8 protein-coding genes are annotated in these 11,472 nt (G+C 70.3%); 4 read left to right on the forward strand and 4 right to left on the reverse strand.

What is annotated here, in order from left to right:
* Positions 1-1,392 (forward strand): response regulator (locus tag FJ108_16255; GenBank protein MBM4337439.1); only part of this gene is annotated, 1,392 nt, incomplete at its 5' end.
* Here FJ108_16255 and FJ108_16260 read toward each other — a convergent pair.
* Entirely contained in the window at positions 1,379-3,301 is a 1,923-nt protein-coding gene (locus FJ108_16260) for a hypothetical protein (protein MBM4337440.1), read from the reverse strand. The genes FJ108_16255 and FJ108_16260 overlap by 14 nt on opposite strands.
* Before the next feature lie 199 nt (positions 3,302-3,500).
* Here FJ108_16260 and ychF point away from each other — a divergent pair, with 199 nt between their 5' ends.
* Positions 3,501-4,595: a redox-regulated ATPase YchF gene (gene ychF / locus FJ108_16265; GenBank protein MBM4337441.1), complete on the forward strand. Its 1,095-nt coding sequence runs from the start codon at positions 3,501-3,503 to the stop codon at positions 4,593-4,595.
* Here ychF and FJ108_16270 read toward each other — a convergent pair.
* Positions 4,592-5,842, reverse strand: coding sequence for a hypothetical protein (locus tag FJ108_16270; GenBank protein ID MBM4337442.1), 1,251 nt, complete (start codon positions 5,840-5,842; stop codon positions 4,592-4,594). The two genes, ychF and FJ108_16270, sit on opposite strands and share 4 nt — an antisense overlap.
* A gap of 49 nt (positions 5,843-5,891) precedes the next feature.
* Complete coding sequence (locus FJ108_16275; GenBank protein ID MBM4337443.1) at positions 5,892-7,982, reverse strand: elongation factor G; 2,091 nt, start codon at positions 7,980-7,982, stop codon at positions 5,892-5,894.
* Positions 7,983-8,236: 254 nt separating this feature from the next.
* Between FJ108_16275 and FJ108_16280 the strand changes: the two genes are divergently transcribed.
* On the forward strand, positions 8,237-8,926 hold the full coding sequence (locus FJ108_16280) for a hypothetical protein (GenBank protein ID MBM4337444.1): 690 nt from the start codon (positions 8,237-8,239) through the stop codon (positions 8,924-8,926).
* On the opposite strand, the gene FJ108_16285 is transcribed toward FJ108_16280, so the two are convergent.
* Positions 8,927-10,612: an STAS domain-containing protein gene (locus FJ108_16285; GenBank protein ID MBM4337445.1), complete on the reverse strand. Its 1,686-nt coding sequence runs from the start codon at positions 10,610-10,612 to the stop codon at positions 8,927-8,929.
* 80 nt (positions 10,613-10,692) lie between these two features.
* On the opposite strand from FJ108_16285, the gene FJ108_16290 reads away from it, so the two are divergent.
* A complete protein-coding gene (locus tag FJ108_16290) occupies positions 10,693-11,373 on the forward strand; it encodes a VOC family protein (protein ID MBM4337446.1) in 681 nt (226 codons plus the stop codon).
* Positions 11,374-11,472: the final 99 nt, after the last annotated feature.

Genomic DNA, 11,472 nt, shown 5'->3' on the forward strand with positions numbered 1-11,472 from the left:
GCCGGCGAACGGCCCGCCATCCCCTCGAAGGCCGCCGCTGGCCCTCGGCCGCCGAGCCACCACCGCCGACGCCCTCGCAGCGCACCGCGACCACCTACGGATCACCGTGGTGAGAAATGCGGGCTAGCGGCGAGTGCCGCGCGAAGCCACCGCAGCCTCTGGGACGCGCTGACGCGCGCGCGGGAGAAGGCGCTCGAGGCGACGCGATTGAAGTCGGAGTTCCTGGCCAACATGAGCCACGAGATCCGCACGCCGATGACCGCGATCCTCGGCTTCGCCGATGAGCTCGAATCGAGCTTGCGCGGCTCGGACAGCGGCGATCCGACCCGGCTCGCGCTTCGGACGATCCAGCGCAACGGCGAGCACTTGCTGTCGCTGATCAACGGAATTCTCGATCTCTCGAAGATCGAGGCCGGAAAGCTCGAGGTGTCGCGCGCGAGGTTCTCTCCGCTCGAGCTCGCCGCGGACGTCGCGCGGCTCTTCGGCCCGAAGGCGCGCGAGAAGAAGCTAAGGCTCGAGGCGCGCTGCGACGGCCCGGTGCCCGAGACGGTCCAGAGCGATCCGGTGCTGCTGCGCCAGATCCTGATCAACCTGGTCGGAAACGCGGTCAAGTTCACCGGCGAGGGCGCGGTCACGATTCTCGTGCGGCTGGCCGCCGTCGGCGCGGACTCCGGCCACCTGCTCGAGATCGCCGTCGAGGACACCGGCGTCGGGCTCGACCCGGAGCAGCAGCGGGTCGTGTTCGAGCCGTTCACGCAGGTGCAGGGATCGTCGACGCGCGAGTTCAGCGGCACGGGCCTGGGTCTCTCTCTCGCGCGTCGGATCGCGCGGCTGCTCGGCGGCGACGTCGAGGTCGAGAGCACGCCCGGGCGGGGCAGCCTCTTCACGGCGCGTGTCGCGACCGGGCCGCTCGAGGGCGTCCGGATGTGCCTGCCCGGCGAGGTCGACGCGATCATCGCCACCTCGCCGCGTACCGTGTCTCAGCCATCCGATGCGCTGCAGGGCCGGATCCTGATCGCGGAAGACGGACCGGACAACCAGAATCTGCTCCGCGCCATCTTCCGGCGCGCCGGGCTCTCGGTCGACGTGGTCGCGAACGGCGAGCAGGCCTGCGAGCGCGCTCTCGCCGCCCGCGATTCGGGCGAGCCGTACGACGTGGTCCTGATGGACATGCAGATGCCGGTCCTGGACGGGTACCAGGCGACCCGGCGCCTGCGCGACGCGGGGTACGCCGGGCCGATCGTCGCGCTCACGGCTCACGCGATGTCGGGCGATCGCGAGAAGTGCCTGCAGGCGGGCTGCGACGACTACGCGACCAAGCCCGTCTCGCGCGCGGACCTGCTGGCTCGGATCGAAGCGCAGCTGGCGAAGCAGCGCGTCAGAGGCCGCTGAGCCGCCACGCACCGCCCTCGAGCGCCGCGATGGCCTGTCGCTTCTCGCGGCCGACGACGCGCCAGACGAAGAACTTCCGCTCCTCGCGCGTGACCACGACCTCGGTCTCGAAGCGGGTCGGCGCGAGCTCCGCGATCCAGCTGACCGCAATGGTCTGTCGCACGTTCTTGGAGGCGAACGCCTGCTTGTAGCTCTCGAGCTGGCCGGGACGCAGCCGCTGCACCGATTGCAGCAGCGTCCAGTCGCGCGCGTTCAGGGCGCGATTCCAAGTGGCGAGCGCCGCGCCGACCGCTCGCTTCTCGGCGTTGCGGTCGGGCAGGGTGGGGCGCGCCGCCGCGACCGGTGCGGACGGCTTCGGATTCGCGGCGACCTGGCCGGCTTGCGGTGTCGTGCTCGCGGCCGCCGCTCCCGCCTTGTCGGGCGGCTGCGGCACCTCCGCGCGCAGCGCCTCCGCCTGCGCGAGTCGAGCGCGTTCGGCATCCGCGCGCTCGCAGCCCGAGCGCGAATCCGGGGCCAGGAGCGGGGCGAGGCGCGCGGACAGGCTGGGATCGGACGTCGCGAGCGGCTCGGTCGCGGCCTGCGCCGCGCGCACCGCAGCGTCGGCGGCCTGGCGAAGCCAGTGGTCGATCAGGTCCTGACACGTGCGCGTGTAGCCGTCCAGCGCGCGCGCGAACTGGCGCTCGGCCAGGTAGTAGCTCGAAGCGGCGAGCTCGCGCTCGCCGTCCGCCTGCTCCTCTTCGGTGTAGGCGAGTCGCCTTCGCGCGTCTTCGAGCGCCTCCGCAGCGCCCGGCTCGGTGCGGCCCTCGAGCTGCCCCACGATCGAGGCGGCGAGCGCGTGCGCGGTCTCGGCGTCGGTCCGGGCGGCACGGGCCGAAGCGAGCTCGCCACGGCCGGCGAAGGCGGCGTACAGGGCGTAGACCCCCAGCAGCGCGCCGACCACCACGGCAGCTCGGATGCCGGCCCTGCCGCGCGCGCCGGCCAGCGGCATCGCCGTGTTCGGCGTGGCAGGAGAACGCATCGCTTCGGCGAGCGCCTCGGCCATCGCGTCCGCGCTCGCGAAGCGCTGCTCCGGATCCATCCGGCAGGCGCGGCGGATCACGTCGCGAAGCGAGCCGGGCACCTGGGGCGGGAACTCGAACTCGAACTCCTGCGCCGTGCCCTGCAGGTTCCACAGGTGGCGCAGCACCTTCAGGCTGTTGGTCGAGTCCGCGCCGAGCGCCGTGTCGTAGATGGTGCGACCCGTCAGCACGCGGTAGAGCGAGAGCCCGAGCGAGAACAGATCCGTGCGCGTCGTGACCGCGAGCGAGAGCGACTGCTCGGGCGCCATGTACAGCGGCGTGCCCGGCATCTCGCCCTTCTGGGTCTCGGCCGCGGCCGCCGGCGCCTTGGCGATGCCGAGGTCTCCGAGCACCGCGCGCCCCTGCGCATCGACGAAGACGTTCTGTGGCTTGATGTCGCGGTGCACGACGCCCTCGGCGTGCAGGCGCGAGAGGGCGGACAGGATCTCCTGGAAATAGCGGACGATCTCCGCCAGCGAGCGCACGTCCTGCGCTCCGGCGTCGTCCGCGCGAGACGTGGGCCACTCGGGCTGGACCTGCGCGAGGGTGTGCCCCTCGATGTAGTCCATCGTGTAGAAGCTGCAGCCTGTGCCGGGGTCCTCGCCGAACTCGTAGATGTGGATCAGGTTCGGGTGCTGGATCCGCGACAGCAGCTCGGCCTCGCGGCGGAAACGGCGCAGCGTCTCGCCGTCCGCCTCGCCGGGCTTGAGCAGCTTCAGCGCCCGACGCGCCTCGAAGAGATCCGGATCGACGACCTCGAAGATCCACGACATCCCGCCGCCGGCGATGTAGCGGCGGACCGGATAGCGACCGATCCGCGAGAGGGCTTCGGGCTGCACGGGCTCCGCCATTTCCCCTGATCCCCCTCAGCGCCCCGCGAGATCCGAGCCGTGACGGCCGCGGACCGCCGCCTGGACCCCCGGGATGCTCTGGCTCGAATTCCCCATCGAAATCAAGATGTCGCCGGGCGGCCGGAGGATCCCCGGGGTGGTCGGCGCGGCGCGCCGTCCGACTGGCGCCCTCGCGCAGATTCGGGATGATGCCCGCCCGATGGCACTCCGCTGCGGCATCGTCGGGCTCCCCAACATCGGCAAGAGCACGCTCTTCAACGCGCTCACCGACTCGCGAATCGCCGCCGAGAACTACCCCTTCTGCACGATCGAGCCGAACTCGGGCGTGATTCCGGTGCCCGACGCGAGGCTCGCGCTTCTCGACTCGATCGTCCACTCGGCGCGGATCGTGCCCGCGACGGTGGAGTTCGTGGACATCGCGGGGCTGGTGCGCGGCGCGTCGGCCGGCGAGGGCCTGGGCAACAAGTTCCTGGCCCACATCCGCGAGACCGCCGCCATCATCCACGTCGTGCGCTGCTTCGTGGACCCGGACGTCGTGCACGTGGACGGCGAGCCGGCTCCGCTCCGGGACGTCGAGACGATCGAGACGGAGCTCGCGCTCGCGGACCTCGAGACCGCGGAGAAGCGGGCCGAGCGCGCGCGCAAGGTGGGCAAGTCCGGCGACAAGGAGGCGCAGGCCGAGTGCGCGTTCTTCGAGAAGCTGGTCGCGCATCTCTCCGCGGGACAGCCCGCGCGCACGCTCGAGGTTCCGGACGCGCAGGCTCGCGCCTTCCGCGAGTCCTGGCTGCTCACCGCCAAGCCGGTGCTCTACGTGGCCAACGTGGACGAGGCGGCGCTGTCCGACGGCAACGAGCTCTCGCGCGCGCTCGAGGCGCACGCGCTCGCGACCGGCGCGGGCTGCGTGCGCATCTGCGCGAAGGTCGAGGCCGAGCTCGTCGAGCTCGATCCAGCCGAGCGAAGTGCGTTCCTGGCCGAGCTCGGAGCCGACGCATCGGGTCTGGACCGGCTGATTCGCGAGGCCTACCGCCTGCTCGATCTGATCTCCTACTTCACCGCCGGACCCAAGGAGGTCCGCGCCTGGACGATCCGTCGCGGCACGAAGGCGCCGCAGGCCGCGGCCGAGATCCACACCGATTTCGAGCGCGGCTTCATCCGCGCCGAGGTGATTCCCTTCGACGAGTACGTCGCCTGCGGCGGCGAGGTCGGCGCGAAGGAGCGCGGCAAGATGCGCGTCGAGGGCAAGGACTACGTCGTCGCGGACGGCGACGTGATGCACTTCCGGATCGGAACCTAGGCCCGGCTCCGGAAGATCCGCAGCGGCAGGAACGTCAGGAGCTGCAGCGCCGCCGCGGCCAGGAAGAAACCTCGATACACCGCGAGTGGATCGGCCGCGCCCCCGAGCAGCGCGTCGAGCACGATGCCGGCGGCGAGGGGCGCGAGCCCGCACACCACGCCGACCGCTACGCTCGAGATCACGATCGTCGGCGCGGGCGACTCGGGCGGCGTGAGCTCGAAGAGCACGCGCGTGTCGGCCACGCCGAATCCGGCCGCGAGCACCGCCTGCGCGAAGAAGAACGCGATCGCGAGCGGCAGCGCGGCCGACCCCGCCGCCGCCAGGAACGCCAGCCCGACGTAGAGCGCGGCGGTTCCGACGGCAGCGCCACGGAAGACGACGTACGCGCCGAGCCGGTCGATCAGCGCGCCCCACAGGTAGAGCGAGGCGAGTCCTCCCAGGTAGAGCGAGATCGTGGTCAGCACCACCGTCGCATCCGTGAAGCCGAGCTCGCGCCGCAGCATCACGAGCGTGAACGGCAGGACGGACGTCCGCACGCCTGCAAATGCGCTGGTGCCCAGCAGGTACCGGCGCAGGCGCGGCTCGCGCCGCACGAGCGCCAACGCGTCGCGCGCGCGGATGCGCTGGTCGGTCCGTTCGCTGCGCTCCGGCAGTCCGCCGATCAGCGGCAACCGCGCCAGCCCGAGCAGCCACGCGACGCCGAAGAGCGCGCCGAAGCCGGCGGGGTTTGCGCCGAGCCAGAGCTGCGCGCCGGCGAAGAAAGCGATCAGCATCAGGTGCCAGGTCGTGCGGATCGCGCCGAAGAAGCGCCCGATCCGCTCCGGCTCCATGTAGCCGCGCAGGAGCGGAAACCAGACCAGCTCGCACAGGCTGACGCCGATCGCGGTGAGCGACAGCGACGCGAAGGCGAGCGCGAGCGCGAGCGGCGCCGCCAGCTCCTGTAGCGCGGCGAAGCCGACCAGCGGCAGGCTCGCCGCCAGCGCGATGCAGTGGCCGGTCAGCAGGAGCGCGCGCTTCGAGAACCAGGACACCAGGCGCAGCCCCGGAAGCTGGAGCACGAAGAGCCCGCGAGCGAGCCCACCCTGCAGGCCGATCAGCGTCTCGCTCGCTCCGAGCGTGACGAGCGCCAGGGTCGGAAGCTGCTCGGTGAAGGCGACCGAGAACGGGACGCCGACCGCGTTTCCGCCGATCGCGAGCCGTCGCCCGCGCGCGCGATCGGACTCGGACAGCGGCGGTGCGGGCTCCACGGCGACGCGCACTCTAGTGGCTGCGCGCGGGCGGCGCGAGTGCAGCGCCTTACCGGCGCTTGCTCACCGAGCTCGCCTGGTACTCCTCGATCAGCTTCTTCTGGATCTCGCCGGGAACCGCCGCGTACTTGGCGAACTCGAGCGTGAACTCGGCCTTGCCCTGGCTGCAGGAGCGAAGATCGGTGGCGAAGCCGAACATCTCCGCGAGCGGAACCTCGGCCTCGACCTGGCTGAAGCCGTCGAGGTCGTTCGAGCCGACCACGATGCCGCGGCGCTGCATGATCACCTTCATGTAGGCGCCCTGGAAGTCGCTGGGGCCTTCGACCTCGAGCTTCATGATCGGCTCCAGGATCACGGGCTTCGCCGCCGCGTACGCCTCCCGGAACGCGGAGCGCGCGGCGACCTGGAAGGCGAGATCCGAGGAATCGACCGCGTGCGACTGGCCGTCGTTCAGCACGACCTTCACGCCGAGAACCGGCGCGCCGATCAGGTCGCCCTTGGCGAGCGCCGAGGCGAAGCCCTTCTCGCAGGCCGGGATGTACTCGGTCGGGATCGCGCCGCCGCGCACCTCGTTCACGAACTGGAACTCGTCCGAGCCGGGGATCGGCTCGATGTAGCCGCCGACCTTCGCGTACTGGCCCGAGCCGCCGGTCTGCTTCTTGTGCGTGTAGGTGTAGTCCGCGCGGCGCGAGATGCACTCGCGGTAGGCCACGCGCGGCGCGCCGGTCTCGACCTCGCAGTTGTACTCGCGCTTCATCCGCTCGACGTAGACGTCGAGGTGCAGCTCGCCCATTCCGGCGATGATCGTCTCGTTGGAGTCCTCGTCGACCGAGCTGCGGAAGGTGGGGTCCTCGCGCATGAAGCGCGCCAGCGCCTTGCCGAGGTTGTCGCTCATCTTGTTGTCCTTGGGCTTGATCGCGAGCGAGATGACGGGCTTGGGCACGAACATGCTCGACATCGCCACGTTGTAGCCCTGCGCGGTGAAGGTATCGCCCGAGGCGCAGTCGATGCCGAAGAGCGCAACGATGTCGCCGCAGGTCGAGCGCTCGATGTCCTCCATCTTGTCGGCGTGCATGCGCACCAGCCGGCCGACCTTGTGGCGCCGCTTGGTGCGCGCGTTCACGATCGTGGAGCCCTTCTCGATCGTGCCCTGGTACACGCGGATGTAGGTCAGCTGGCCGTAGCGGCCGTCGTCGAGCTTGAACGCGAGCGCGACCAGCGGCTTGTCGGGATCGGTCTCGATCTCGATCTCGGCCTCGTCGTGGTCGAGATCGACGCCCTTGTTCTTGACCTCGTTGGGCGCGGGCAGGTACAGCGTCACGGCGTCGAGAAGCTTCTGCACGCCCTTGTTCTTGTAGGCCGAGCCCATGAACACCGGCGTGAGCTCGAGCGAGAGCGTGCCCTCGCGCACCGCCGCGACGATCTGCGCCTCGGTCGGCTCGCCCTCGAGGATCGCCTCCATCAGCTCTTCGGAGAACATCGAGACCGCGTCGAGCATCTTCTCGCGCGCCTCGGCGGCGGGCTTCTCGTAGTCGGCGGGGATCGCCTTCTCGACCACGTCCACGCCGGCGTCGCCCTCGAAGTAGAACGCCTTCATCTTGACCAGGTCGATCACGCCTTCGAGGCGGTCCTCGGCGCCGATCGGGATCTGCATCATCACGGCGTTGTGCTTCAGCTTCTCGCGCAGCTGCTCGGTGACGCGGAAGGCGTTGGCGCCGGAGCGGTCGAGCTTGTTGATGAACGCCACGCGCGGAACGTTGTAGCGGCGCATCTGGCGGTCGACCGTCATCGACTGCGACTGCACGCCTGCGACGCCGCAGAGCACCAGGATCGCGCCGTCGAGCACGCGCAGGCTGCGCTCGACCTCGATCGTGAAATCGACGTGGCCGGGCGTGTCGATGATGTTGATCTGGTAGCCGGCCCAGTCACAGTAGGTCGCGGCGGACTGGATCGTGATGCCGCGCTCGCGCTCGAGGTCCATCGAGTCCATGGTCGCCCCGACGTCGTCCTTGCCCCGGACCTCGTGCATCTGGTGGATTCGGCCGGTGTAGAAAAGGATCCGCTCGGTCAGGGTGGTCTTGCCCGAGTCGATGTGGGCACTGATGCCGATGTTGCGGATGAGCGAGATGTCGTTGGACATGGCCATGGCTCCCGGGGCCTCGATTTCGTGCGAAAACGGTTGTGGAAAAGGTCGCGCAGCATAACCCGAAACACGCACCCGCGCTCGGGATTTCTCGAGAAGCGCCGGCCGCGGACCCGCCGGGCCATCTCTGTTTCGGACGCCCCCGTTGGGGCCTTGACTGCCGCCCGGTTGCGCATCGCCTGCGACCCGGCGGCGGCGGAAACTAGCGAAGTAATCCCGCCGCGCGAGGGCACGCGGGTTACGATTCAGCCATGGTTCGAAAGCTATCCGCGGGATTGATCGCGGCGCTGGGCCTCGTGCTCGGGGTCGCGAGCACCTGCCGGGCTGCGCCGTTCACCTGGGAGATCGAGGGACAGGTGGAGCAGATCCTGTCGTGCAGCGCCACATGCGATCCGGTCGATCGCCCGGAGCTGACCAGCCTCGGGGTGATGGTCGGAGCGCCGCTCCGCGCGACGTACGTGCTCGAATCGGGCGCCCCCGACATGGACGCACTTCCCGATTACGGTCGTTACGTGGCGATTCTCTCCGCGAGCTTCCAGGTCGCCGGGTATTCGGTCTCTGCGACTGAGTTTCCGGGCGGTGCGGACCTCGTGGTGAACGTGCCCGACCAGGCGATGCTGCTTCTGGTCTCCCATGGCGGCACAGGTCCGTCGACTCTCAGCAACCCGATCGTTGGACTCGAAGTTCTCGCCGACGTGCCCGGAACGTTCGCATCGGACGCGCTACCGCTCGCCCCGCCGAACCTTGGCGCGCTGCATCCCTACGACCCGAACGACCCGAACTTCGGATTCGGCACCAGCTTCGCCGTCCTCTACGACGGGGTTCAGATCCGCAGCTCGATCTCGAGCTGGACTCTGGTTCCGGAGCCGAGCGTCTTCGCGCTCTCGCTGCTCGGGATCGCGCTCGTGCGGGTGGCCGCGCGCGGGTTCCGCTCGGCGTAGCTAGCGCGCGACCAGCGCTCGGGCGCGCTCCAGCGCGGAGTCGATGTCCTCGAAGACGTTGTCGGCGCCGATCGAGTCGAGTAGCCCCGAGCGCTCGAGCACGATCAGCGGTTGCGCGTGGATCCCCGAGAGGACGAGCGTGGTGCCGTCCCGGCGGGTCTTGTCGGCCAGGTCCTCGAGCGCGCGCAGGCCGGTGGCGTCGATCGAGAGCACCTCGCGCAGGCGCACGATCAGAACCTTCGGCTTGCGCTCCACGCCGCGCAGCGCGTCGCGGAACTTGCTCGCGGCGCCGAAGAAGAAGCTCCCGTACACCTCGAAGACCTCGACGCCGTCCGGCACCTGGCGGCGCGCGATCGCGCCCGGGTCGGCGGGGTTCTCGCCCTCGCGCATCACGCTGGTGATGAAGCCGGCCTGCGACAGGCTCGAGACGCGGTGCATGAACAGGAAGCTCGACAGGACGATGCCCACCTGCAGGGCCACGATCAGGTCGACCGCGACCGTGATGACGAAGGTCGACAGAAGCACCAGCACGTCGCTGCGCGGGCTGCGGAACAGCCGCACGAACATTCGCCACTCGCTCATGTTGTAGGCGACCACCAGCAGGATTCCCGCCAGCGCGCAGATGGGGATGCGCTCCGCCAGCGGACCGGCCGCCAGCACGATCACGAGCAACGTGAGGGTGTGGACGATGCCGGCGATCGGCGTGCGCCCGCCGTTCTTCACGTTGGTGGCGGTGCGCGCCAGCGCCCCCGTCGCGGGAATGCCGAGGAAGAGCGGCGAGGCGAGATTCGCGATCCCCTGCGCCACCAGCTCCATGTTCGAGCGGTGCCGGCCGCCGATCATGCCGTCGGCCACGACGGCGGAGAGCAGCGACTCGATCGCGCCCAGCATCGCGATCGCGAAGGCGGAAGGCAGCAGCTCGCGCGCCATGCCCAGATCGAAGCTCGGCACGCGGGGCGAGGGCAGCGTGGCGGGCACATGCCCGAAGCGATCGCCGATCGTCTCCACCGGCAGGTCGAAGAGAGCGACGAGAGCGGTCGTCACCACGATCGCGACCAGCGGCCCGGGAATGCGCGAGCCGATGCGCGGCCAGTAGAGCAGCAGGAAGACCGTGCCCAGCGAGATCGCAGTCGCGGTCGGACTCCAGCTCGCGGCGTGCTCGGCGTACGCGCGCAGCTTCTCGAACGTCTCCGCGGGCACGCTCTGCATCGAGAGCCCGAAGAAGTCGCGCATCTGCGCGAGCGCGATGATCAGCGCGATCCCGGTGGTGAAGCCGACCGTCACAGGGTAGGGCACGAACTTGATCGCGCTGCCCAGCCGCGCGAAGCCCATCGCGACCATCAGCGCGCCGGCCATCAGCGTCGCGACCGCCAGCCCGTCGTAGCCGTGCTTCTGCACTACGCCGTAGACGATCACGATGAACGCGCCGGTCGGGCCGCCGATCTGCACCCGGCTGCCGCCGAGCAGCGAGATCAGGAATCCCGCGACGATCGCCGTGTACAGGCCCTGCTCGGGCTTCACGCCCGAGGCAATCGCGAACGCGATCGCCAGCGGCAGGGCGACGATGCCGACGATCACTCCGGCCAGTGCGTCCTGCGAGAGCTGCGCGAGCGACACGCCCTCGCGGAGGCAGGTCCAGAGCTTCGGTTCGAGCCGGACCTGTTCGTCCGGCGTCTGGCTGACCACTCCTCCCTCCAGGCCCGATCCGAGCCGGCCGGGAACATAGCGCGGCGGCGGGCGGAGGAACTCGCGTAGGATCGGGCACGATGAAGCTCGCCAAGCCCCGGATCGACGTCGGCCTGCACACGAACCGCCGCGAGGAGATGCTCGCCTTCTGGCAGAACGAGGTCGGGCTTCCGTTCGAGGAGCTCCTGCCGATGGGCCGCGGGCTGCAGCAGCACCGGCACGGGCTGAACGGCTCGGTGCTGAAGATCAACCACGCGCGGGAGCCGCTCGGCTCGGAGCCGCCCAGCGGCTACCGCGAGCTGTGGATCGCGCGCCCGGGCCTGACCGAGCCGCGGCGGCTCGCCGACCCGGACGGGAACACGGTCGTGCTCGTGCCGCCGGGACACCAGGGCGTGTCGGCGATCGGCGTCGACCTCGCGGTGTGCGACGAGTCCGCCTTCCACGACTTCTACGGCCGCGCGCTCGAGCTCGAGCCGGCGGGTCCGCGCGCATACCGCTGCGGCGACTCGCTGCTGCGCTTCGCGCGAGACCCGAGCGCGGTCGCGTCGGGGCGAATGACGGCGCTCGGCTACCGCTACGTCACGATCCAGGTCTTCGACGTCGACGCGGAGCACGCGCGCATCCTCGAACGCGGTGGCGCGGAGGGCAGCCCTCCGCGCACGCTGGGATCGGTCGCGCGGATCTCGTTCGTGCGCGACCCCGACGGGAACTGGATCGAGATCTCGCAGCGAGCGTCGCTCACCGGCCCGCTTCCGCGCTAGCCCGCATTTCTCACCACGGTGATCCGTAGGTGGTCGCGGTGCGCTGCGAGGGCGTCGGCGGTGGTGGCTCGGCGGCCGAGGGCCAGCGGCGGCCTTCCC

Source organism: Deltaproteobacteria bacterium, from assembly GCA_016875225.1.
Classification (GTDB): domain Bacteria; phylum Myxococcota_A; class UBA9160; order SZUA-336; family SZUA-336; genus VGRW01.